Origin of the sequence: Lentzea sp. CC55, from assembly GCF_021056325.1 — a bacterium.
GTDB lineage: Bacteria > Actinomycetota > Actinomycetes > Mycobacteriales > Pseudonocardiaceae > Lentzea > Lentzea jiangxiensis.
In genome coordinates, this window is record NZ_JAJCXE010000005.1 from 1 (window position 1) to 23,103 (window position 23,103).

Here is a 23,103-nt window from a genome sequence, read left to right on the forward strand (position 1 = left end):
TCCGCACTACTTCTTCTCCTCTGGCAAACCGAGCAGCTGGCCCAGCGACGTCAGCAGCGGCACCTCGGGCGCCGCCTGCTGCCCGGCGGGCTCCTGACCGGGCTGCGTCGTCGCGTTGCCCACCGGTGTGGTCGGCGTTCCTCCGTACGGCGCGTTCTGCGAGCCTCGCACCGACGTCGCCGACCCGCGCGCCAGAGCGCAGTAGGCCTGCGTGTTCAGCGGCGCGGCGGACGTGTCGGCGCCCGTGCGGATGGTCGTGCCCTCGTACCCGGCCGTGCACGGCATCGGGTCGAAGACGTTCAGCGCGAGCCCGAAGTGGGCCGTCCCGTCGCCCGGCGCCACGGTGAAGCCGCCACCGACGGCGATCGGGTACGTCACGGCGATCTGCTCCAGACCGTCGCGCCTGGTCACGAGGATGTTCGAGGTGGTCAGCAGGTTCGCGAAGACCACCCCGAGGTTCGGCCCGCTCTCCTTCAGCAACGCCGACACCTGCTCGGACGCGGGCGGCACGGCGACGATGAGCCGCCGCAGGTCGCCGTCGGAGGCCTTGAGCTGCTCGGCGAGCAGCCGCAGGTCACCGCTGAACGACCGGATGGCGCCACCGGCGGCGGCCTGCGTGCCGAGCACGATCCGCCCGTCCGCGAGCAGCTTCGTGGTCTGCGGCAGGTGCTCGCGCGCGGCGGCCGTGAACGCGGCGGTGTTGTCGATCAGCAGCTGGAGGTCGCCACCGGTCCCGTTGAACGCCGTGTGCAGCTCGTCGACCACGGTCTTCAACGAGTCCGTGGGCACCGATGACGCGAACGCGTCCAGGTTCGACAGCAGCCCGTCGACCGGCGGCGGCGTCTTGGTGGCCGAGCGCGGGATGACCGACCCGGCCTGGAGGAACGGGCCCTCGTCCGACTTCGGCCGCAGGTCCACGTACTGCTCACCGACGGCGGACCGGTTGGCCACGACGGCCTCGGTCGCGGCCGGCACGCGCGGGGCGTCCGCGTCGAGCTCCAGGTCGACCTCGATGCCGTCGGAGGTCAGCCGCAGCTGCCCGACCCGGCCGATCGTGACGCCGCGGTAGGTGACCTCGGCGTTGGTGAAGATGCCGCCGGAGTCGGCGAGCTGCATCGTCACCACCGTCGACGCCGACTTGAACAGCCCCACGTACGTCGCGCTGACGTACGAGATGCCCAGCAGCGCGACCAGCACGAACGCGCCGATCTTGAGCTTCGTCGACCGCAGGATCACTTGCGACCCCCTCCCAGCAGACCGCCGAGCAGGTCGCCCAGCCCGGACCCGGTCGGTTGCCCGGGGTTCGGCAGCGGGATGTTCGGCATCGGCAACGGCGTCCCCGGCGTCGGCAGCAGCGAGTCGATCGGCGACTGCCGCGACCGGCCCAGGTTGTCGACGATCGTCCCGAGGTTCAGGTCGAGGTCGATGAACGCGTTGGTGTAGTCGCCCTTGATGCCGTCGAGCGCCTCGTCCGGGAACGGGTAGGTCAGCAGCAGCTCGAGCGACTTCGGCAGGTTCTGCCCCGACTCGGCGAGCTTCGTCAGTGTCGGCTGCAACGCCTTCAGGTCCGCCACGATGTCGTCACGGCTGCGGTTCACGGTGTCCGTGGCGACGTCGGAGAGGGTGTCCAGGGACTTCAGCAACGTCACGAGCTGGGTGCGCTGTTCCGCGAGCACGCGCAGGCCGGGCCCCAGGTCGGTCAGCGCGACGGCGATCTTCTGGCGCTGCTGCGCCAGCGTCCCGGCGAGCCGGTTCATCGAGTCGAGCGCGCGGACGATCTCCGCCTTGTGCTCGTCGAGCTCCCCGACGAACGTGGTGAGGTTGCCCAGCAACGAGCGGATCTCCTGCTCGTTGCCCTCCAGCGCCGCGTTGAGCTCCTTGGTGATGTTCTGCAGCTGCGCCACACCACCGCCGTTGAGCAGCATCGACAACGCGCCGAAGACCTCTTCGACCTCGGGGTTGCGGTTGGTCTTCGACAACGGGATCACCGCGTTGTCCGCCAGCGTGCCGGTCGCGTCGGAGGGCTTGCCGAGCTCCACGAACTTCTCGCCCAGCAGCGCGGACTGGCGCAGCTTCGCGAACGCGTTGGCCGGCAGCCGCACGTCGCCGTTGACCAGCATGGTCACCTCGGCGGTCCAGCCGTCGGAGCCCAGGTCGATCTTCTCCACGCGTCCCACCGGGACGTCGTTGACCTTCACGCCGGCCTGCGGCACGAGGTCGAGGACGTCCTTGAACTGCGCCTTCACCCGGTACGGGTGGTCACCGACGTCGGCGCCGCCCGGCAGCGGCATGGTGTAGACGCCGTCGAAGCCACCCGAGCCGCAGCCCGACACGAGCAGCACCGCGGCCAGTCCCGCCACGAGCTTCCCCACCGCACCCGACCTCACTGGGGCACCCCCGCGAGCGGCAGGGGCAGCGGCAGCCTGCCCGCGTTCAGGTCGCCCAGCACCTCGGCCGGCGACTTCAGCGGGATCGCGCCGGTCAGCAACGGCTCCAGCTGCTTGCACGTCTGCGCGAGCACGGGCGGCACCTTGTTCGGCGTCGCCTGCTGCACGAGCTTGCAGACCAGCACGATCGGCGGCTGGTTCAGCTCGTTGATGTTCGCGCGGGTGTCGAGCGTGCCGGACGCCGCGTTGTAGGAGTTCTGCAGGTTGCCCAGGGCCAGCGGGGCGACGTCGAGCGTCTCGGCCAGCGCCGCCCGCTGGTTCACGAGCACCTGCGTGATCGTGGCGAGCTTGTCCACGTTGGACTTGAGCACCTCGCGGTTGTCCTTGACGAACCCCTGCACCTGCCCCAGCGCGGTGGCGAGCTCCGCGAGCGCGGCACCGAGGTCGCCGCGTTCGTCGGCGAGCATCTTCGACACGTCGGCGAGCTGCTTGTTGAAGTCCCGCACCTGGCTGTCGTTCGCCGCCAGCATCGCGGTGAACTTCTGCAGGTTGTCCACGGTCGCGAACAGGTCCTCCTTGGACCCCGACAGCGTGCGCGTGGCCTGGCCCAGGTTCTTCAGCGTGTCGTTGAGCGCCTGGCCGTTGCCCTCGAGGTTCTTCGCCGCCGAGTTCAGCAGGTCGGCCAGCGCCCCGTCGGCGTTCGCGCCGTTGGGTCCCAACGCGGTCGTGAGCTTGTCGAGCGACGAGTACAGCTCGTCCAGCTCGACCGGCGTCGCGGTGCGCTCGCGCGGGATCACGGCGTCGTCGCCCAGCGCGGGACCACCGGTGTAGGCGGGCGCGAGCTGCACGTACCGGTCGCTGACCACGCTCGGCGAGACCACGACGGCCTGCGCGTTCTCGGGCACCCGCACGTCGCGGTCGAGGGTGAACACGACCTTCGCGGTCCTGCCCTCGGGCGTGACCTCGTCGATCGTGCCGACCTTCACGCCGAGCACCCGCACGTCACCGCCGGGGTAGACGCCGACGGCCGCCGCGAAGTGCGCGGTGACCTTGCGGCCGTTCATGCCGGCGAAGACCCACCAGAGCGCCGCCGTCACGACCAGTGCGAGCACGCACGCGATCGCGATGAAGCGCCCGACCCTGCTCTGTGCCACGTCAGTCATCGCCGCACCCCCGGAGGCAGGCAGCCTTCCTCGTTGAACCCGACGACGCCGAGGTTCACCGAGGGCGGCAGCAGGCCGCAGATGTAGGTGTCGAACCAGCGACCGTTGCCCAGGGTGTTCGCGAACACCCGGTAGAACGGCGCCATCAGCGCGAGGCTGCGGTCGAGGTTCTCCTGGTTGCGCTCCAGCACCCCGGTGACCCGGCCGAGCTGCTCCAGGGCCGGCTTGAGCTGGTTCTGGTTGTCCTGCACCAGACCGCTGAGCTCACGGGACAGGTCGCGGGTGCCGGTCAGCAGCGCGCTGATCGCCTCGCGGCGCTTGCGCAGCTCGCCGAGCAGCAGGTTGCCGTCCGACAGCAGCTTCTCGAACTCCGCGTTGCGGTCGGCGAGCGTCTTGGTCAGCTGCCGGGTGTTGTCCAGGAGCTTCGCGAGCTGCTCGTCGCGCGAGGAGATCGTCTTCGACAGCGCGGACAGGCCGTCCAGCGCGCCGCGGACGTGCTCCGGCGAGTTCTTGAAGGTGTCGGACAGCACCGTGAAGCTGTCCGCGAGCTGCTTGGTGTCGATCTGGCCGACCGTCGTCGCGAGCCCGTTGAACGCCTCGTTCACGTCGTACGGCGCGAGCGTGCGTTCCTTCGGGATCGGGTTGCCCGGCGACAGCGGCTGGCTGCCCTGCGGGTCCAGTGCCACGAACTTCTGGCCCAGCAACGTCTTGATGCGGATCATCGCGGTCGTCCGGTCGCCCACCCAGGCGTCCTTGACCTTGAACGTCACCCGCACCCTGTCGCCGTTGAGCTTCACCTTGGTGACCTTGCCGACCTTCACGCCGGCGACGCGGACCTCGTTGCCCGGCACCAGTCCCGCGGCCTCGCTGAAGTCCGCGGCGTAGCTCGTGCCGCCGCCGACGATCGGCAGGTCGTCGGAGTAGAACGCGGCCAGCAACAGCAGGGCGATCAACGTCAGGCTGATCGCGCCGGTCCTGATCGGGTTGGTGGTCTTCATCGGCGGCACCTCTGCTGCGTCACCGGCAGCGCCGTGATCGGGATCGGGTTGCTGATGACCGGCGGCACGGCGACCTGGCCGCTGGCCTCGCACAGGTAGAAGTTGAACCACGAGCCGTAGGTCGCGGTCCGCGTGATCGTCTCCAGCTTGTTCGGCAGGCGTTGCAGCATGCCGTCGACCACGGCCTCGCTGTCCCCCAGCGTCTTCGAGACGATGCCGAGCTGCGCGATGTCGTTGCGCAACGGCTCGCGCCCCTGCTCCAGCAGCCCGGAGGTGGCCTGGGTGAGGTCGCCGAGCGCGGTGATCGCGTCCCCGATCGGCTGGCGGTCCTGCGCGAGGCCGGACACCAGCGTCTGCAACGTGACGACGAGGTTGGTGAAGTCCTCGTCGCGCGAGTTCACGGTCTCGAGGGCGGTGTTGAGGTTGTCGACGACCTCGCCGATCACCGCGTCCTTGCTCGCGAGGGTGCTGGTCAGCGACGCCGTGTGCCGCAGCAGGCTGTCGATCGTGCTGCCTTCTCCCTGCAGCACCTGGATGATCTCGAACGACAGCTTGTTCACGTCCTCCGGCGACAACGCCTGGAAGAGCGGCTTGAAGCCGTTGAACAGCACCGTGAGGTCGAGCGCCGGCTTCGTGCGGTCCAGCGGGATCGTGCCGCCCTCGGGCAGCACGGCGCTGGTGTCGCCCGTGCCGGACTCCAGCGCGATGTACCGCTGCCCCACCAGGTTGCGGTACTTGATCGTCGCCGTCACCGATCCCGGCAGCCTGCGGTCGCCGTCGATCGAGAACGCCACCTCGGCGGTCTTGCGGTCGACGACCCTGATCTCGTCGACCTGGCCGACGCGGACGCCGGCGATGCGGACGTCGTCACCCTCGTTCAACGCCGTGACGTCGGTGAACTGCGCCTTGTAGTCCGTGGCGGCGCCGAGGTCCACGTTCGCGATCGTCACCGCGAGCAGCGTCGTGGCGAGGATCGTGACCAGCGCGAAGGTGATCAGCTTGAGCAGCGGTGCGAGCACGCCCTTCACTCGACCGTCACCTCCGCTCCGCGCACGAGCGGTCCCAGCAGCAGGCTCGACCAGCCCGGCATGTCCTGCGGCTCGACGCCGACGCGGGGCCCGAACAGCGCCGCGATCAGCCGCGCCTCCTCCGGAGAGTTGGCGAGGTTGACGGCGTCCCGCGCGGACGACGGGATGGTGGAGCCGGGCGGCAGGACCCCGTCGCTCGCGACGCGGGCGGGCGGCGGTGAGCTGGAGCCGTCCTGCACCGGCCCGTCCGGCGGGTACTGCGGGAAGGGGTCCGGCCGCGGGACCAGGTCGTAGCAGCGGGGTCCGCGCTTGTCGCGGTACTCGGGCTCGTCGAGGTTCGGCCGGTACTTGCCGCGGTTCTGCGTGATCTCCAGCGTGATGTGCAGACCGGGCTCGCCGGTGCCCTGGCCGAACGCCTTGCTGATGATCGGTTCGAACTCCGCGAGGCCCTTGATCAGGCAGGGGTACTCGGGCGCGTACTTCGCGAGCAGCTCGAGCGTCGGGCGGCTCGTGCCGGCGAGGTTGATGATGTTGTTCTTGTTGACCGTGACGAAGCTCGTGAGGTCCTGCGACGTCGTGGTCAGCGTGCCGTAGAGCGACAGCAGGTTGTCGCGCTGCTCGACGACGGTCCTGGTCGTCGTGGTCATGTCGTTGAGCGCCTGCAGCAGGTCCGGCGCGGCGTCCGCGTAGACGTTCGAGACGTCCGCGAGCCGGGAGATGTTCTCCTTCAGCGCGGGCAGCTGCGGGTTGAGCTCGCCGAGGTAGGAGTCGAGCGACACCAGCGTCTCGCCGAGCGGCTTGCCGCGGCCGTCGAGCGCCTGCGACAACGCGGTGAGGGTGGTGGCGAGCTTCTCCGGCTGGATCGCCTGCAGCACCGGCATCAGGTTGTCCAGCACGCGTTCGAGCTCGATCGCGCTGCTGGTGCGGTCCTGCTCGATGACCGCGCCCTCGGTGATGGCCGCGCCCTTGCGCTGCGGCAGCACGAGGTTCACGTACCGCTCGCCGAACAACGTCTTGGGCAGCAGCCGCGCGCTGACGTTGGCGGGGATCTGCTCCACCTTGTCCGGCAGCAGCGCGAGCTCCAGCTCGGCACCGTCCCCGCTGGTGCGCACGGCCTTGACCGAGCCGACGATCAGCCCGCGCACCTTGACGTCGCTCGCGGTCTGCAGCTGGTTGCCGATGCGGTCGGTCTTGAGCGTGACCTCGACGTAGTCGCTGAAGACGTCCTTGTAGAGCGCCACCGTGAGCGACAGGAACATGGCGATCGCCATGAGAAAGGCGATGCCCAGCACGCGTTTCCTCATCCGGCGATCCTCACCGTCGTGGTCGCGCCCCAGATCGCGAGGCTCAGGAAGAAGTCGAGCAGCGCCGTCGTGACGATCGCGGTCCGCACCGCGCGGCCGACCGCGACACCGACACCGGCGGGGCCACCGGACGCGCGGTAGCCGTAGTAGCAGTGGGTCATGATGATCACGACCGCGAAGACCAGCACCTTGCCGAACGACCAGAGCACGTCGATCGGCGGTAGGAACAGGTTGAAGTAGTGGTCGTACGTGCCGGCCGACTGCCCGTAGAACTCGACGGTGATCGTTCTCGCCGCCAGGTAGCTCGTCAGCAGGCCGATCACGTAGAGCGGGATGATCGCGACGAAGCCCGCGATGATCCGCGTGGTCACGAGGAACGGCAGGCTGGGGATGCCCATGACCTCCAGCGCGTCGATCTCCTCGGAGATCCGCATCGCGCCGAGCTGGGCCGTGAAGCCGGACCCGACCGTGGCGCTCAGGGCCAGGCCCGCGACCAGCGGCGCGATCTCGCGGGTGTTGAAGTAGGCGGACACGAAGCCCGCGAACGCGGACGTGCCGATCTGGTTGAGGGCCGTGAAGCCCTGCAGGCCGACGACGGTTCCGGTGAACACGCTCAGCCCGACCATCACGCCGATCGTGCCGCCGATGACCGCGAGCGCACCGCTGCCGAAGCTCACCTCGGCCAGCAGCCGCAGCGTCTCCTTGGAGTACCGCTTGAGCGCGCGGGGCGTCCAGGCCAGCGCCTTGATGTAGAACGACAGCTGGTCGCCGAACCCGTCCAGGGTGGACAGCACCTTGTTCGCCATCAGCTCCCCTTCGCGGGCACGACCTGCAGGTAGATCGTGGTGAGGACGAAGTTGACGAAGAACAGCAGCAGGAACGTGATGACCACGGCCTGGTTGACCGCGTCGCCGACGCCCTTCGGCCCACCGGCCGGGTTGAGACCCCGGTAGGCGGCGACGATGCCCGCGATGAACCCGAAGATCAGCGCCTTGAGCTCGCTGATCCACAGGTCGGGCAGCTGCGCCAGCGCGGAGAAGCTCGCGAGGTACGCGCCGGGCGTGCCGTCCTGCATGATCACGTTGAAGAAGTAGCCGCCGAGCACACCGACGACGCTGACCATGCCGTTGAGCAGCACGGACACCAGCATCGCCGCCAGCACCCGCGGCACCACGAGCCGGTGGATCGGACTGACGCCGAGCACCTCCATCGCGTCGATCTCCTCGCGGATCTTCCGCGACCCGAGGTCCGCGCAGATGGCGCTGCCACCCGCGCCCGCGATGAGCAGCGCCGTCACGATCGGACTGGCCTGCTGGATGATCGCCAGCACGCTCGCCGCACCCGTGAACGACTGGGCACCGATCTGCCGCGTCAGCGACCCGAGCTGCAGCGCGATGACCGCGCCGAACGGAATCGACACGAGCGCCGTCGGCAACACCGTCACGCTGACGATGAACCAGCTCTGCTGGATGAACTCGCGCAGCTGGAAGGGCCGCCGGAACGACGTCCGCACGACGTCGATCCCGAGCTGGCACAGCTTGCCGGTCTCCCGCAGGGCGCCGGCCCCGGGAAAGGTCTGGGTGCTCACAGCACACCACCGTGCCGCGGCCAGGGGGAAGGCGCGGGAGCGGCGACGGGCGTCCCGACGTGCACGCCGTACCGCACCTGCTCCTCGTTCGTCAGGCTCGCGATGATCCCCTGCTGGGCCTCGGGCGGCAGCTGGTGGATGATCGACATGACCCGGTCCTTCCGCCGCCGCACCGCATCCCGGTAGGGCAGCCCGGGCGTCGGCTCCAGCTGCGGCACGACGCCCCGCATGTCCTCGTCCGGTGACCCGTCCGAGTGCCCGGCGTCGGCGTGGGCCTGCTCGGCGGCCATCGTGGCCTGGTCCTTCTCCTCGGACATGCCGATGGGCCCGAGCCGCCGTCCGTTCAGGAACTGCTCGACCACGGGCTCGTCGCTGGTCAGCAGCACCTCACGCGGCCCGAACATGACGAGCTCGCGCCGGAACAGCATCCCGAGGTTGTCCGGCACGGTCCGGGCGATGTTGATGTTGTGCGTGACGATCAGGATCGTCGCGTCGATCTGCGCGTTGAGGTCGATCAGCAACTGGCTGAGGTAGGCGGTCCGGACGGGGTCCAGCCCGGAGTCCGGCTCGTCGCACAGGATGATCTCGGGGTCGAGCACCAGCGCACGGGCCAAACCGGCCCTCTTGCGCATACCGCCGGAGATCTCACCGGGGAGCTTCTTCTCCGCACCGACGAGACCGACCATCTCCATCTTCTCGAGGACGATCCGCCGGACCTCGGCCTCGGTCTTGCGGGTGTGCTCCCGCAACGGGAAGGCGATGTTGTCGTACAGGTTCATCGACCCGAACAGCGCACCGTCCTGGAACAGCACGCCGAACATCTTCCGGATCTCGTACAGCTTGTGCTCGGAGCACCGCACGAGGTCCGTGCCGTTGATGACGATCTTGCCCTGCTCGGGCTTGAGCAACCCGACCAACGACTTCAGGAACACGCTCTTGCCCGTGCCCGACGGCCCGAGCATCACGCTGACCTCACCCGGCGGCAACGTGAGCGTGACGTCCTGCCAGATGGTCTGCTTGCCGAAGGACTTGGTCAGACCCTCGACGACCACCTCGACACCCATCCACGCACCTCCGCACACGGCCCGAGGACGCCGAGGCGATCGGCGTCACACTGGGGCAACGAGTTCGTTCGCGGCAGGTTACTCACCAGTTGGGCTAACGACGGTTGCGGTCGGATAACAGCACGCAGCGTGACCTCGCAAAACGGTCACCGGCGCCGGGACCACCGCCTGACAACCGGGATTTGCGAGACCGGTGTGACTACGAACACACCGCCTGCCGCCCGCGAACCGGGCGAACCCGGAGAACGCGAAAAGCGGGCGTGCACCCCCGTTGAAAGGTGCGCGCCCGCTTCAGGCACTGCAAGGCAGAACGCCGACCCCCGGAGGGGTCAAGCCCCCGAAGGGGCCGGTCTCACTTGAGCGAGATCTTGGCGCCGGCAGCCTCGAGCTTCTCCTTGGCGGCCTCGGCAACGTCCTTGGCGACGTTCTCGAGCAGCGGCTTCGGAGCGGACTCGACGAGCTCCTTGGCCTCCTTCAGGCCCAGGCCCGAGACGACCTCGCGGACGACCTTGATGACCTGGATCTTCTTCTCGCCGGCGCCCTCGAGAACGACGGTGAACTCGTCCTTCTCCTCCTCGGCGGCGGCAGCGGGGCCGGCCGGGCCCGCTGCGGCAACGGCGACGGGCGCCGCGGCGGTGACCTCGAAGGTCTCCTCGAACTGCTTCACGAACTCGGACAGCTCCAGGAGGGTCATCTCCTTGAAAGCGTCGAGCAGCTCTTCGGTGCTGAGCTTCGCCATGATCGGCGGTCCTTTCTAATCTCCCGCGCGAAAGCGCCGGGCGTGTCTTCGGGTGATCAGCTTTCGGCGGGAGCGTCGGCCTCGGCGGCGGGAGCCGTGGCGGCCTTCTTCTCCTGCAGGGCAGCAGCCAGGCGAGCGACCTGGGAAGCCGGGGCGTTGAACAGACCCGCGGCCTTGGCCAGGTTGCCCTTCATCGCGCCCGCGAGCTTCGCGAGCAGCACCTCACGGCTTTCGAGGTCCGCGATGGCGGTGACCTCTTCGACCGAGAGCGGGCGGCCATCCATGTAGCCGCCCTTGATGACCAGGGCCTTGTTGTCCTTCGCGAAGTCGCGGATCGCCTTGGCGGCGTCGACGGGCTCGCCCTCGACGAACGCGATGGCGGTCGGACCGGACATGAGGGCCTCGAGGCCTTCGATGCCGGCGTCCGCGGCGGCCAGCTTGACCAGCGTGTTCTTCGCGACGGTGTACTTGGTGCCCGCGCCGAGAGCGCGACGCAGCGTCGTGAGCTGCGCCATGGAGAGGCCACGGTACTCGGTGACAACCGCTGCCGAGCTGGTGCGGAACTGGTCCGCGAGCTCAGCGACCGCCGTAACCTTGCTGGGCTTCGCCATGATCGCCTCCTCTCTGGGCTGGGTTAGACCACAGATCGGAGAAGGTCCCGAAACAACAAAAACGCCCACGCGCACAAGCAGCACGGGGCGTCACAAGAAGCTTTGCCTCGTCCTCCCTGCGCGGGCCGCCCGTGTTGCAACGGGGCCTTCGTTCTCCTCGCGGAGAAAACCTGCGGTCTTCGGTAGAACCATCGAAAACAGTACTCGACTGTGTAGCGGCGGACCAAATCGGCATGATGTGACGTGTGACCGACGAGCCCGGCAAGGACCTCGCGCCCCGCCAGCCGCCCACGCCGCAGCCCCCGGCGCCGCAGCACCCCGCGCCGCAGATCGACCCGGAGCAGCTGCGGCAGTTCCAGGAGTTCCAGCGCTTCCAGGAGTTCCAGCGCTACCAGGAGGCGACGGGCCAGGCACCGCAGGTCCCGCGGCAGCCCGGCGGCAAGCGCTGGTGGCTCGTCGTGCTCGGCAGCCGCATCTTCTGGCGCGCGCTGTTCTTCCTGCTCGTCGTCTTCTCGGCGATGTGGGCCTACAACCACTTCTTCGGCGTCGACGACCCCGGCGACATCGCCCAGGACAGCGGTGGCGTCACCGGCCCCGCCCAGGGCCTCTCGGCGCCGGCGGGCCTGCAGGGCACGGTCGGCATGTTCTACAAGCACGTCTCGTTCGCGGACACGACCCGCGCCTGCACGCTGTTCCTGCGCGACGACACCCGCCAGAAGTTCGCGAACGCCCACGGCGCAAGCGATTGCGCGGCGGCGATCAAGACGCTGAAGGCCCAGGTGACCAGCGTCGACAGGTACCAGCAGGTCATGTTCCCGCCGGACATGCTGAAGACCCCGACCTCCAGCGTGGTCACCATCGACTCCTGCGCCCTGACCGTCGAGGGCGGCCCGCGGCTCGGCTCGTTCGTCGTCGAGAAGGTCAACGCCGGCTGGGTCATCACCGACTGGAACCCCAGCACCTGTGGTTGATCGGGTGCGCGGCCCGCGCCCCGGTGACCTCCCGTGTTCCTATTCGCGAACCGCAAACCGCCGGAACGCCTCGAAAGACTCGACGGCACGGGCGAGGCTGTCCGTTCCGTGCCCCTCGGCGACCTGCCGGTCGACCAGCTCCTTGACCGACTCGAGCGCGGCGAACGGAACGCCCTGCGCCCGCGTGGCACGCAGGAGCATGCCCAGTCCCGTCTGGTTCATCGCGAGGCTCGACTCCCCCGCGGCGTAGCTCCCGCTGTCGATCTCGCCGGCGAACGTGACCAGCGCGGGCCGCAGGTCAGCCAGCCACGACAGCAGCGGCGGCGTGAGCTCGGCGACCTCGATCCCACTCGACCGGGCCAGCGCCGCCGCGTGCAGGAAGCCGCCGAGCAACCCGTACATCGCGGACAGGATCGCCACGTCGAACCCGGACGCGCGCCCGGCGTCGTCCCCGTGGAACGTCACCTTTCCCAGCAGCTCCAGCACTTCCCGCCACCGGGTGTGCACCGCGGAGGAACCGCTGTAGTTGATGGACGACTCGGCGGTCCCGATCGTCTGCGGCACGGCGTACACGGCGCCGTGCAGGTACTCGGCGCCCTGCTCCGCCGCCCAGCGGGCCATCTCGCGCGCCTCCTCCGGGGTGCCGGAGGTGACGTTCACCAGCGCCCGCCCGCGCACGTCCGCCCCGCGCAGAACCTCCCGCGCCGCCGCGTGGTCGAGCACGGCGACGACCACGAGATCGGCGGACGCCACCGCCTCGACGACCGTCGGCGCCACCACCGCTCCGCCCACCGCGAGCTCGGAAGCCTTTGCGGCGGAACGGTTCCACACGGTGACCGAGTGCCCGCCCCGCAGGAACGCCTCGGCCAGCGCACGTCCCAGATTGCCCAGTCCCAGCACGGTGATCGCTTCAGATGTCATGGCTCCAGCTTCGCCAGAGGTGATCACCTCTGGCGAGTGACCGGAATGACCCCTTTCACCAAATTCCTGCCATAGGCTGGCGGGCATGAGCGCTGGTTCCGTCGCCCTGATCGTCCCCGGCGACTTCGGCGTCGCCGACCTCTACGAACTGGGCATCCCCGCCGCCGTCTTCGGCACGCCCCAGCCCGACCTCGCCGACCCCTGGTACGAGTTGTGGTTGTGCGGCACCGGAAACCGCACCGGCACCACCACTCCGAGCTTCACCCTGCACAGCACGCACGAGCTTGCGGACGTCGTGCGCGCGGACACCGTCATCGTGTCGTGGGTGCCGGACGAGGTCATCGAGGACAACGCGCCCGTGCCGCCCGACCTGGTCGCGGCCTTGCGCGCCGCTCACGACAACGGCGCACGGATCGTGTCGGCGTGCGTCGGCGCGTACGCCCTGGCCGAAGCCGGCCTGCTGGACGGCAAGAGGGCCACCGCGCACTGGATGCACACGGCGCTGCTGGCCGAGCGCTACCCGAAGATCCACGTCGACGACTCGCAGCTCTACGTCGACGAGGGGGACGTGCTGACCAGCGCGGGCATGTCCGCGGGTCTCGACGTGTGCCTGCACCTCGTGCGCCGCGACCTCGGCGCCCACGTCGCGAACCAGTTGGCCCGCCGGATGGTCGTGCCGGGACACCGCCCCGGCCACCTCGGGCAGTTCGTCGACCTGTCCGTCCCCACCAGTGACGCCCACGGCCTGGCGCCGGTGCTCGACTGGGCCCGCGCCCGCCTCGACGAGCCGCTGACGATCGAGGACCTCGCCCGCAAGGCGGCGATGAGCCCCCGGACGTTCTACCGCAGGCTCCAGGCCACCACCGGCACGACACCGCTGCAGTGGCTGCTGGGCGAACGCATCACCAGGGCGCAGGTCCTGCTGGAGTCGACCGACCTGCCGATGGAGAAGGTCGCGGCGCTGAGCGGCATCGGCACGGCCAACAACCTGCGCCACCACTTCCTGAAGCACGTGGGGAGGTCCCCCAGCGACCACCGGCAGGCGTTCCGGCGCTGAACGGCGAAAAGGCCCCCGGCGAACCGGGGGCCTTTCACGGGGTCGTGCTCGAACCGGAGAGGCTCAGGCCTCGTCCACCAGCAGGTTGCGGGTGCGGTTCGGGTCCACCGGGATGCCGGGGCCCATCGTCGTGGAGACGGTGACCTTCTTGACGTACCGGCCCTTGGCCGCGGACGGCTTGGCGCGGAGCACCTCGTCCAGCGCGGCAGCGTAGTTCTCGACCAGCTTCTCGGAGTCGAACGACACCTTGCCGATGACGAAGTGCAGGTTGGCCTGCTTGTCAACGCGGAAGTTGATCTTTCCGCCCTTGATGTCGTTGACGGCCTTGGAGACCTCGGGGGTCACGGTGCCGGTCTTGGGGTTCGGCATCAGGCCACGCGGGCCGAGGATGCGGGCGATGCGGCCGACCTTCGCCATCTGGTCGGGGGTCGCGATCGCGGCGTCGAAGTCGAGCCAGCCACCCTGGATGCGCTCGATCAGGTCCTCGGAGCCGACGGCGTCCGCACCGGCGGCCTCGGCCTCGGCGGCCTTGTCACCGGTTGCGAAGACGATCACGCGGGCGGTCTTGCCCGTACCGTGCGGCAGGTTCACGGTGCCGCGGACCATCTGGTCGGCCTTGCGAGGGTCGACGCCGAGGCGAATCGCGACCTCGACGGTCGCGTCCAGCTTCACCTTGGACGTTTCCTTGGCGAGCTTGGCGGCCTCCAGCGGCGAGTACAGCCGCTCCCGGTCCACCAGCTCGGCGGCGGCCTTGTAGGCCTTGCTGCGCTTCATAAACTCTGTCCTTACCGTGGATCAGTTCGTGGTGAATGAGCCGCGCTCGGCTCTCCCACGCTTGCTCGAAAGAGGGTGTGGTCAGCCTTCGACCGTGATGCCCATGGAACGGGCGGTGCCGGCGATGATCTTCGCGGCCTGGTCGATGTCGTTCGCGTTCAGGTCGACCATCTTGGTCTGCGCGATCTGACGCACCTGCTCCATGGTCACCTTGGCGACCTTGAGGCGGTGCGGCTCGCCGCTGCCCTTGTCGACACCCGCGGCGGCGAGGATGAGTCGCGCGGCCGGAGGGGTCTTGAGCTTGAAGTCGAACGAGCGGTCTTCGTACACGGAGATCTCGACCGGCACGACCTGACCGCGCTGCGACTCGGTCGCGGCGTTGTAGGCCTTGCAGAACTCCATGATGTTGACGCCGTGCTGACCCAGCGCGGGACCAACGGGCGGCGCCGGGTTGGCGGCACCAGCCTTGATCTGCAGCTTGATGATCGCTGACAGCTTCTTCTTCTTGGGTGGCATTGTCCGTACTTCCTGTTATTGCGGTGTCCGCGCGCGGCCCTGCCAGCCGCAGCGTGGCCGATCGGTCGTCCCGGAGGGAGACCGCTCAGATCTTGGAGACCTGGCTGAACGACAGCTCGACCGGCGTCTCCCGGCCGAAGATCGACACCAGGACCTTCAGCTTCTGGCCGTCCGCGTTGACCTCGCTGATCGTGGCGGGCAGCGTGGCGAACGGGCCGTCCATGACGGTGACCGACTCGCCGACCTCGAAGTCGACCTCGATGGTCGGCTTCGGTGCGCTGGTGGAGGCGGCCTTCTTGCCCTCGGCCGGCTTCTGCTCCTGCTGCGGGAGCAGGAACTTCAGCACCTCGTCGATCGTGAGGGGCGAGGGCTTCGAGGTGGCTCCGACGAACCCGGTGACGCCCGGCGTGTTGCGGACGGCGCTCCAGGACGCGTCGGTGAGCTCCATGCGGACCAGGATGTAGCCGGGCAGCACCTTGCGCTGCACCAGCTTGCGCTGGCCGTTCTTGATCTCGGTGACCTCTTCGGTCGGCACCTCGACCTGGAAGATGTAGTCCTCCATGTCGAGGGTGTGGATACGAGTCTCGAGGTTCGCCTTGACCTTGTTCTCGTAACCGGCGTAGGAGTGCACGACGTACCAGTCGCCGGGCGCGTGGCGCAGGGCCTGACGCAGCTCTTCGGCGGGGTCGGCGATCTCTTCGTCGATCGGGGTCTCGTCGATCGCGAGAACGTCCACGTCCTCTTCGGACGAGGCCTCGACGTCGGCGTCCTCGACGTCCTCGGAGTCCACAGCCTCCGACTCGACCGTCTCGTCGGCGGTGGTGTCCTCGGACACCTCGTCGTCGATGAGGTCGGTCTTCTCCTGGGCGTCAACGCCGTTGTCGGAGCTCACTGTGGATCTCGCTTCCTGGTTGCAGCGGCAGCTGTCCGGCTCAGCCGAACAGCTCGAAAACAGCCGCGCCGAAGCCGAGGTCGAGAGCCCACACCAGCGCCACCATGAAGACCACGAACACCAGCACGACGCCGGTGTAGGTGACCAACTGCTTGCGCGTCGGCCAGATCACCTTGCGGAGTTCGCCGACGACCTCGCGGATGTAGCGGAAGACCCGCCCGATCAGCGAGGGACGCTTCTCCTGTCCTTCACGGGTCTTGGTCGGGCGACCCTTCTTCACGTCCTCGTCCGAGGTGTCGGCCTTGAGGACGCTCTTCTTCGACTCAGCGCTGCTGCCGTCCTTGCGGGCGGCCGGGCGAGAGGAGGCACGACGTTCACGCCGCGCCGCAGCAGTGGACGGCCGGACAGCGCCTTCGCGCTCCTCCGGCTGGTCCTGCTCGCGGCCCTCGCTCATGCCGTCCTCCACTCCACCCATGACGCTTCGACAGCAGGGGCGACAGGACTTGAACCTGCAACCTGCGGTTTTGGAGACCGCTGCTCTGCCAGTTGAGCTACACCCCTTCGAGATCCCGATCGGGATCCCCTGGCCAAGCAGGAAGTGTACGGGAGGCTGTCCCGTCCATTCCAACCAGACCGCTCAATCACCTGCCGAGCGGCCTGTCGCACAGCCTACCCACACGTGGGCCGAGAACACGAATCAGGGTCGTGCAACCGAGGGCGCCCGCGGGCCCGGACATCCCGTGAGCACGGCAAACACCACCGGACCGGGTGACCCGGTGGTGTTCTTGATCACAAGATCACGCGACGCGCACGCGGGCGAAGGCGCCCGTCAACACCGACTTGCCGTCAAAAGCCGCGTTGATGTTGACCTTCACAGTTCCGTCCCCGAAGTCCTTGGTGACCTTCGCGGTGACCTCGACCAGCGCGCCCTCGTCGTCGTTCGGCACGACGACCGGCCGTCCGAAGCGGCAGCCGTACTCGACGATCGCGCCGGGGTCGCCGACCCACTCGGCGACGATCCGCGACGCCACGGCCATCGTCAGCATGCCGTGCGCGATGACGTCCGGGAGGCCGACGTCCTTCGCGGTCTTCTCGTTCCAGTGGATGGGGTTGAAGTCCAGCGAGGCGCCCGCGTAGCGCACCAGGTCGGCTCGCGTGAGGCGCACGGACAGCGCCGGCAGCTCGGTGCCCACTTCGACGGTCATGCGTCCTGTCCCCTCACGACGAGCATCGACTTGGCGGTGGCGACGAGCTCGCCGTCGACCGTGCTGATCTCGGTCCGCACGGTCACCATGTCGTTGCCCATGCGGGACGTGATGGAGTCGATGTGCGCCACGCTGACGAGCTGGTCGCCCGCGGTGATGGGCCGGTGGTGGGTGAAGTTCTGGTCGCCGTGCACGACGCGGCTGTAGTCGAGCTGCAGCTCCGGGTCGAACATGACCGTCTCGTTCGTCTTCATCGACACGACGATCGCGAACGTCGGCGGGGCGATGACGTCCCTGTGCCCCAACGCCTTCGCGGCTTCGGCGTCGCGGTAGGCCGGGCTGGTCGCGCCGATCGCGTCGGCGAACTCGCGGATCTTCTCGCGGCTCACGTCGTACGGCTGCGACGGCGGATAACTACGTCCGGTGAAAGCGGGGTCGAGAGGCACCTGAGCAGCCTATAGGGCCCCTCGGACGCCGCAGAAACGACGAAGCCCGCCCCGGGGTGCGGGACGGGCTTCGCCGAAGACTGCTACGCGCTCAGCGGGTTTCCTTGTGCGCGCGGTGCGTCTTGCAGTTCGGGCAGAACTTCTTGATCTCCAGGCGGTCCGGGTCGTTGCGCCGGTTCTTCCTGGTGATGTAGTTCCGGTGCTTGCACTCCTCGCACGCGAGGGTGATCTTGGGGCGTACGTCGGTTGCAGCCACGGTCCTTGCCTTCCTGAGAGCACATGAGACCCCGTGTAACCCAGTCCGGGCTTACCGTCTGGCGGGGCGGGCAACAAGACGCTGCCCTGGCAATGCTTCCCGGTGAACCTGCGTACCGGGGGTATGGGGGCTCGGCCCCAAAATCATGGCGGAGTGAGGATGGCTGGCGCTCTCCGCCAGCCATCCTCACCCACTCACGTAGCGGTGGCCGGACTTGAACCGGCGACACAGCGATTATGAGCCGCTTGCTCTACCAACTGAGCTACACCGCTTTACACAACACAAGCCGCAGCGCACTGCACTGCGGCCGAGTCGTGGAGCCCCTTTACGGAATCGAACCGTAGACCTTCTCCTTACCATGGAGACGCTCTGCCGACTGAGCTAAAGGGGCTTGCTCTTTCGTTCTTGCCGAGCGAGGAGAACTCTACAACACGCGTCCACCGAGAACGAAATCCGGGGGTCCCTTTAGTGGACCAAGGTGAGCACCGTCTCATCCCGAGCACCCCTGACCTGCACCGTTCGCGCCCGCAGCCAGGCCTCGAAGCGGTCCTCGGACAGCGGCCGGGAGATCAGGTAGCCCTGCGCGACATCGCAGCCCATGCCGACCAGCTGGTCGCGCGCGGCGTCGTCTTCCACGCCCTCGGCCACGACGACCAGACCGAGCGAGTGCCCGAGCTCGACGATCGACCGGACCACGGCCATGTCGCCGAGATCCGTGCCCATCCCGAGCACGAACGACTTGTCGATCTTCACCTCGTCGACCGGCAGCTGCCTCAGGTACGCCAGGGACGAGTAGCCGGTGCCGAAGTCGTCGACGGCCAGCACGACGCCGATCGCGTGCAGGCGCCGCAGCACCGGCAGGGCGCGTTCGGGGTCGGCCATGACGCCCGACTCGGTGAGCTCGAAGGTCAGCAGGCCCGACGGCACGTCGTGGCGGCGCAGAGCGGCCTCGACGCGGTTCGGGAAGTCCTCGTCGCCCAGCGTGCGGACCGAGAGGTTGACCGCGATGGACATGCGCAGGCCGCGGTCGAGCCAGCGGCGCACGCGTTCCAGCGCCCGGTCCATCACGAAGTCGGTCAGCACGTCCACGAGCCCGGTGGCCTCGACGGCCGGCACGAACTCGTCCGGGTCGACGCGGCCGAACTCCGGGTGCGTCCAGCGCACCAGGGCCTCCGCGCCCACGACCTGACGTGACGGCAGGGCGACCTTCGGCTGGTAGTGCACCGAGATCTGGCCGGTCTCGACGGCCTGGCGGAACTGCGTGACGAGCTGGAAGCGGCGCAGGAACAGGTGGCCCATCGACGGCGCGTAGGCCTTCACGGGCGTGCCCTCGGACGTTGCGCGCACGGCGACGTCCGCGCGTTGCAGCAACACGTCGGGGTCCGGGTCCTCGGTCTCGGAGTCGGCCTTCGACGCGTAGCCGACGACCGCGGAGGCCTCGACGGTGAGCCGGTCGACCGGGTACGGCACGGACAGGCCGGCGCGCAGGCGTTCGGCGGTCTCGCGGGCCGTGGCGGCGCGGTCGTCGTCGAGGTAGGCGGCGAACGCGCCACCCTCCAGGCGTGCGAGCGGCACGTCGGCGCCGAGGGCGTCGCGCAGCCGGCGTCCGGCCGCGACCACCATCCGGTTGCCCCAGGCCTGGCCCAGCGCGTCGGACACGGTCGACAGGATGTCGAGGTCTATGCGCAGCACCACTCCGCCCCGGGACTCGCGCAGCGGCTCGGCGCAGGCCTCGCGGAAGCCCGGCCGGTTCAGCAGGCCGGTCAGCGGGTCGTGGTAGGCGTCGTGGCGCAGCCTGGCGAGCAGGCGGCGGTTGTCGACGGCCGTCGCGAGGTGCGAGGCCAGGGTCCGCAGCAGCTGGATGTCGGCCTTGCCGAAGCCGCGCCAGCGGGACAGCCGGTCGTGGGCCTCGACGGCGCCGAGCAGCTGGGTGGCGCCGCGCAACGGGACGACGAGCGCCTCCTGGGCGTCGCGGCGCAGCAAGGCCTCGGTGATGTCCTCGGTCGCGTCGGCCACGCGGTAGTAGCGGACGTGCGTGCCCGGAAGCTGGAGGACGGGGTCCTCGCGCACGGCACGCGGGTCCGTCGCCGTCATCTCCTCCGGCAGCGGTTCGCCGGCGACGAGGGTGATCATGGCTTCCTGCGGGTCGGTGCGCAGGCGCAGCACGACCCTGTTGGCGTTGAGCTGCTCGCGGATGCGTTCCGCGATGAGCTGCCACTCGTCCTCTTCGACGCCCGTCGTGAGGTCGTCGTCGGGCTGGCGGGGGCCGGTGCCGTGCTGTCCCGACCTCGCGACGCGCAGGCTGACCTCGCTCAGCGCCTCGAGGTCGCGCTGCTCGCGCAGGAGCCCGGAGTAGGCGAGGTAGGTGGCCACGATGCCCGCGAGCACCAGGAAGATGAGGACGCCGCCCCACTCGGTGGTGGAGACGATCTGGAAGCCGACGAGGCCGGCGGAGGTGTTCAGCAGCGCCACGACGAGCGTCTGCAGCACGAGACGGACGCTGTTGCCCACGCGCATCGACTTGCCCATGAGGCGCAACGCGCAGAGGCCGAGCACGCTCGCGAGGAGCGGCACGGTGATCGTGCCGACGAAGGCGCCCGCCCAGAACGGGCCACCGGCGCCGATCATCCGGTTCACCGCCTCCGCGGCCGCGAAGGCCACGGAGATCTCCATGAACATCAGGCCCGCGTTGTAGACGGCGCGGTCGAGGATCCGCCTGCCGAGCAACGTGCCGACGCCCGCGACCACGTGCGCGGCGAGCACTATCTCGAACGGGGCGACCAGCAGGCCCAGGACCAGCGGGATCTCGGTGAAGGAGATCGTCCACGCGACGCCGCTGCGGACGTCGACGTTGATCGCGAGCTGTTCCGCCAGCAGGAAGCCGACGACGAGGAGGGGGCCGATCCAGAAGAGGGAGGTGTTCTCCTTCTCCGGGAGCCACGCCGCGACCATGCCCGCGCAGACCACGCCGGCCACCAGGAGGGTGATGGCGAACGCGCTGAACGCGCGGTTGGTCGACTTGGCCGACCAGGCGGCCGAGTCCGACACGGGGGCCGACGCTCGGTCGGACATCCAGCCTCCTCGTCGGCCTGGGTGTGGGGGGACCTCTGGGCGTGACTGAGGGGTCCCGCACTTCGCGATCAGGACCCCTCCAGGGGCACCAATGTACCCCTCTCGGGGTACGAAATGGCAGGTCGAGCACGTTTGGTGACATCGATTCACCCAGACGTGATTAGACGCTCAGGCGTCCCCGAAGCACCGTCACGGCCTGGCCCGCGAGCAGCACGCGATCTTGGCCGAGGGTCGCCCTGACGAAGCCCCCGCGCGGCGACGCCTGCTCCGCGAGCAGGTCAGCGCGCTGGAGCCGAGGCACCCAATAGGACGCAAGCGTGCAGTGGGCCGAACCGGTGACGGGGTCCTCCGGGACGCCGACGGCCGGGTAGAAGCACCGGCTGACGATGTCCGCCTCCCCGTCGCCGACGGCCGTGACGATCACTCCGCGTGACCGGATTTGTGCCAGTCCTTGGACGTCGGGTCGCACGGAGCGGACTTCCGCGGCGCTCTCCAGCTCCACCAGGAAGTCGAAGCGCCCGCGCGCCACGGACTTGATCGTCGCATGTGGCAGCGCTTCCGCTAGACCGATTGGCGGGTCAGTCAACTCTGGCGGGTCCGCCGGGAAGTCCATCCGCACCCACCCATCGTCGTTTGCGCATGTGAGCACCCCGCTACGCGTGGTGAACTCCTGGTCCCCGCCCAGCACGTGCGCGGTGGCGAGCGTGGCGTGCCCGCAGAGGTCCACCTCGACCTCCGGCGTGAACCAGCGGAGGTGGTTGTCCGGGGTGACGAACGCGGTCTCGGCGTGCTTCATCTCGGCGGCGACCCGCTGCATCCAGGCGTCGTCGCGCGGCTCGGTCAGGAGGACGACCCCGGCGGGGTTGCCCGCGAAGGGCCTGCTGGTGAACGAATCCACGACGAAGATCTCCACACGGCCGACCCTGCCATGCTCGGATGGGGCGTGACCGAGATCTTCTCCTACACCGAAACCGGTCTGGACTCCCTGGCGGCGACGTGGGGGCCGTTGCGCACGCACAGGCTCACCTGGCAGCCGGGCTGCGACCTGCCCGCGTTGCTCGACGAGTGGGAGGCCCGGCTGACGGGCCTCGACGACCCCGACACCGCCGCGCTCGTGACGGTGCCGAGCCACGAGGTCTCCGAGACCCCGCCCTTGCTCCGCCACGGCTTCGCCCCGCTCACCGTGATCGCCGAGCGCCGCGCCGGGACGCCGGTGCCGTCGCGGCCGGCCGAGGTCGGCCTCCGCCCGGCGACGAAGGCCGACCTGGACGTGGCGGTCGAACTGAACCTGCACACGGTCCGGTACGACTCCGCGTTCGGCATGGTGACCGAACGCGCGAACACCGCGGAGCACCTGAGGACCGCGCTCGCCGAGGTGCTCGACCGAGACCACGAGGCGATGTGGCTCGCGCTCCACGGCGACACGCCCGTCGGCATGCTTTACGTCGACATGCCGGAGCACGCGGGGTGGATGGAGCGGTTCGCCTCCGCGCGGCCGTTCGCGTACTTGGCGCACCTGGGTGTTCGGCCGGACGCACGCGGCACAGGCGCCGGGAGTGTCCTGACGGCACACGCGCACGACGTCCTCGACCGCGCCGGAGTGGCGTCGACCCTGCTCCACCACGCCCTGCCGAACCCGCGCCCGACACCGTTCTGGTACTCCCACGGCTACCGCCCGCGGTGGACGGTGTGGGTCCGCCGCCCCGCGCTGCGCTCGTCCCCCGGCGTGTCTGCGCTCCCCGAACGGCCTAATGAGACATGATCCAGCCGTTCGCACAAGGGAAGAAGCCGACGAGCCCGTACTTGTGGAACGAATCCGGCCTCTAATTCGACAAAGGGGTAAGCGATTCGGACACCACTCCTGGGGGGTCGAGATGGAACTCAGCGGAAGAGCGAGGGCGATGCTGCGGGCTGTCGCCGCAGGACGTGCCGAGGTGACAGGCGGCGTGGAGCCCGAGCTCTACGTCGACGGACTCCCCTGCTGCGACCAGATGGCGACGCACGACCTCGTGCACGCCGGACTGCTGCGACCCTCGCGGCCGACCAGCTTCGGCCTGCGCGTCGGCGCGGAACTGACCGACGACGGCCGGGCGGCACTCGCCGCCAGCTGA

General features: G+C 69.1%; 25 protein-coding genes and 3 tRNA genes. 4 read left to right on the top strand and 24 right to left on the bottom strand.

Going from position 1 to position 23,103, the window contains the following annotated elements; genetic code table 11:
- Window positions 1-6: 6 nt before the first annotated feature.
- From L6E10_RS03500 to rplJ, 11 genes are all read right to left on the bottom strand, one after another.
- Window positions 7-1,236 carry an MCE family protein gene (locus L6E10_RS03500; protein ID WP_236216736.1) on the bottom strand — a complete coding sequence of 410 codons (1,230 nt, stop codon included), beginning with the start codon at window positions 1,234-1,236 and terminating at the stop codon, window positions 7-9.
- Window positions 1,233-2,372 carry an MCE family protein gene (locus L6E10_RS03505; protein WP_236216738.1) on the bottom strand — a complete coding sequence of 380 codons (1,140 nt, stop codon included), beginning with the start codon at window positions 2,370-2,372 and terminating at the stop codon, window positions 1,233-1,235. The genes L6E10_RS03500 and L6E10_RS03505 overlap by 4 nt, the downstream gene beginning before the upstream one ends.
- Before the next feature lie 11 nt (window positions 2,373-2,383).
- Complete coding sequence (locus tag L6E10_RS03510) at window positions 2,384-3,550, bottom strand: MCE family protein (protein WP_236216740.1); 1,167 nt, start codon at window positions 3,548-3,550, stop codon at window positions 2,384-2,386.
- A complete protein-coding gene (locus L6E10_RS03515) occupies window positions 3,547-4,548 on the bottom strand; it encodes an MCE family protein (protein WP_236216742.1) in 1,002 nt (333 codons plus the stop codon). Before L6E10_RS03515 ends, L6E10_RS03510 begins: the two co-directional genes overlap by 4 nt.
- On the bottom strand, window positions 4,545-5,576 hold the full coding sequence (locus L6E10_RS03520; protein ID WP_236216743.1) for an MCE family protein: 1,032 nt from the start codon (window positions 5,574-5,576) through the stop codon (window positions 4,545-4,547). The genes L6E10_RS03515 and L6E10_RS03520 overlap by 4 nt, the downstream gene beginning before the upstream one ends.
- A complete protein-coding gene (locus L6E10_RS03525) occupies window positions 5,573-6,880 on the bottom strand; it encodes an MCE family protein (RefSeq protein ID WP_236216745.1) in 1,308 nt (435 codons plus the stop codon). The genes L6E10_RS03520 and L6E10_RS03525 overlap by 4 nt, the downstream gene beginning before the upstream one ends.
- Entirely contained in the window at window positions 6,877-7,686 is an 810-nt protein-coding gene (locus tag L6E10_RS03530; protein ID WP_090065886.1) for an ABC transporter permease, read from the bottom strand. The genes L6E10_RS03525 and L6E10_RS03530 overlap by 4 nt, the downstream gene beginning before the upstream one ends.
- A complete protein-coding gene (locus L6E10_RS03535; protein WP_090094684.1) occupies window positions 7,686-8,468 on the bottom strand; it encodes an ABC transporter permease in 783 nt (260 codons plus the stop codon). The genes L6E10_RS03530 and L6E10_RS03535 overlap by 1 nt, the downstream gene beginning before the upstream one ends.
- Complete coding sequence (locus L6E10_RS03540; protein WP_236216747.1) at window positions 8,465-9,532, bottom strand: ABC transporter ATP-binding protein; 1,068 nt, start codon at window positions 9,530-9,532, stop codon at window positions 8,465-8,467. Before L6E10_RS03540 ends, L6E10_RS03535 begins: the two co-directional genes overlap by 4 nt.
- 352 nt (window positions 9,533-9,884) lie before the next feature.
- Window positions 9,885-10,271, bottom strand: a complete 387-nt coding sequence (gene rplL, locus L6E10_RS03545; RefSeq protein ID WP_236216749.1) for a 50S ribosomal protein L7/L12 — start codon at window positions 10,269-10,271, stop codon at window positions 9,885-9,887.
- 56 nt (window positions 10,272-10,327) lie between these two features.
- Window positions 10,328-10,882: a 50S ribosomal protein L10 gene (gene rplJ, locus L6E10_RS03550; protein WP_236216751.1), complete on the bottom strand. Its 555-nt coding sequence runs from the start codon at window positions 10,880-10,882 to the stop codon at window positions 10,328-10,330.
- Window positions 10,883-11,127: 245 nt separating this feature from the next.
- On the opposite strand from rplJ, the gene L6E10_RS03555 reads away from it, so the two are divergent.
- Window positions 11,128-11,853: a hypothetical protein gene (locus L6E10_RS03555; RefSeq protein WP_236216753.1), complete on the top strand. Its 726-nt coding sequence runs from the start codon at window positions 11,128-11,130 to the stop codon at window positions 11,851-11,853.
- Window positions 11,854-11,892: 39 nt separating this feature from the next.
- Here the strand turns inward: L6E10_RS03555 and L6E10_RS03560 are convergent, their stop codons facing one another.
- A complete protein-coding gene (locus L6E10_RS03560; RefSeq protein WP_236216755.1) occupies window positions 11,893-12,774 on the bottom strand; it encodes an NAD(P)-dependent oxidoreductase in 882 nt (293 codons plus the stop codon).
- A gap of 85 nt (window positions 12,775-12,859) precedes the next feature.
- On the opposite strand from L6E10_RS03560, the gene L6E10_RS03565 reads away from it, so the two are divergent.
- A complete protein-coding gene (locus L6E10_RS03565; protein WP_236216756.1) occupies window positions 12,860-13,831 on the top strand; it encodes a GlxA family transcriptional regulator in 972 nt (323 codons plus the stop codon).
- Window positions 13,832-13,894: 63 nt separating this feature from the next.
- Here the strand turns inward: L6E10_RS03565 and rplA are convergent, their stop codons facing one another.
- From rplA to L6E10_RS03625, 12 genes are all read right to left on the bottom strand, one after another.
- Entirely contained in the window at window positions 13,895-14,605 is a 711-nt protein-coding gene (rplA, locus tag L6E10_RS03570; RefSeq protein WP_236216758.1) for a 50S ribosomal protein L1, read from the bottom strand.
- Between the two features lie 81 nt (window positions 14,606-14,686).
- Window positions 14,687-15,121 carry a 50S ribosomal protein L11 gene (gene rplK, locus L6E10_RS03575; RefSeq protein WP_053733180.1) on the bottom strand — a complete coding sequence of 145 codons (435 nt, stop codon included), beginning with the start codon at window positions 15,119-15,121 and terminating at the stop codon, window positions 14,687-14,689.
- A gap of 85 nt (window positions 15,122-15,206) precedes the next feature.
- Window positions 15,207-16,013: a transcription termination/antitermination protein NusG gene (nusG, locus tag L6E10_RS03580; RefSeq protein WP_236216760.1), complete on the bottom strand. Its 807-nt coding sequence runs from the start codon at window positions 16,011-16,013 to the stop codon at window positions 15,207-15,209.
- Between the two features lie 40 nt (window positions 16,014-16,053).
- Window positions 16,054-16,467, bottom strand: a complete 414-nt coding sequence (gene secE, locus L6E10_RS03585) for a preprotein translocase subunit SecE (protein ID WP_236216762.1) — start codon at window positions 16,465-16,467, stop codon at window positions 16,054-16,056.
- Window positions 16,468-16,501: 34 nt separating this feature from the next.
- Window positions 16,502-16,574: transfer RNA gene (locus L6E10_RS03590), tRNA-Trp, on the bottom strand.
- A 236-nt stretch (window positions 16,575-16,810) separates the two neighbouring features.
- Window positions 16,811-17,218 carry a MaoC/PaaZ C-terminal domain-containing protein gene (locus L6E10_RS03595; protein ID WP_236216763.1) on the bottom strand — a complete coding sequence of 136 codons (408 nt, stop codon included), beginning with the start codon at window positions 17,216-17,218 and terminating at the stop codon, window positions 16,811-16,813.
- A complete protein-coding gene (locus tag L6E10_RS03600; RefSeq protein ID WP_236216765.1) occupies window positions 17,215-17,664 on the bottom strand; it encodes a MaoC family dehydratase N-terminal domain-containing protein in 450 nt (149 codons plus the stop codon). Before L6E10_RS03600 ends, L6E10_RS03595 begins: the two co-directional genes overlap by 4 nt.
- A 91-nt stretch (window positions 17,665-17,755) precedes the next feature.
- On the bottom strand, window positions 17,756-17,920 hold the full coding sequence (gene rpmG, locus L6E10_RS03605) for a 50S ribosomal protein L33 (RefSeq protein ID WP_015105301.1): 165 nt from the start codon (window positions 17,918-17,920) through the stop codon (window positions 17,756-17,758).
- Between the two features lie 199 nt (window positions 17,921-18,119).
- Window positions 18,120-18,192, bottom strand: a tRNA-Met gene (locus L6E10_RS03610).
- A gap of 43 nt (window positions 18,193-18,235) precedes the next feature.
- A tRNA-Thr gene (locus L6E10_RS03615) sits at window positions 18,236-18,311 on the bottom strand.
- 74 nt (window positions 18,312-18,385) lie between these two features.
- Window positions 18,386-20,992, bottom strand: coding sequence for a bifunctional diguanylate cyclase/phosphodiesterase (locus tag L6E10_RS03620; RefSeq protein WP_236216767.1), 2,607 nt, complete (start codon window positions 20,990-20,992; stop codon window positions 18,386-18,388).
- A gap of 160 nt (window positions 20,993-21,152) precedes the next feature.
- Window positions 21,153-21,905 (bottom strand): PhzF family phenazine biosynthesis protein, encoded by a 753-nt coding sequence (locus L6E10_RS03625; RefSeq protein WP_236216769.1) that lies wholly within the window; start codon window positions 21,903-21,905, stop codon window positions 21,153-21,155.
- A 30-nt stretch (window positions 21,906-21,935) separates the two neighbouring features.
- Here L6E10_RS03625 and L6E10_RS40665 point away from each other — a divergent pair, with 30 nt between their 5' ends.
- Complete coding sequence (locus tag L6E10_RS40665; protein ID WP_236216771.1) at window positions 21,936-22,754, top strand: GNAT family N-acetyltransferase; 819 nt, start codon at window positions 21,936-21,938, stop codon at window positions 22,752-22,754.
- A 139-nt stretch (window positions 22,755-22,893) separates the two neighbouring features.
- Window positions 22,894-23,103 carry a hypothetical protein gene (locus tag L6E10_RS03635; RefSeq protein ID WP_236216773.1) on the top strand — a complete coding sequence of 70 codons (210 nt, stop codon included), beginning with the start codon at window positions 22,894-22,896 and terminating at the stop codon, window positions 23,101-23,103.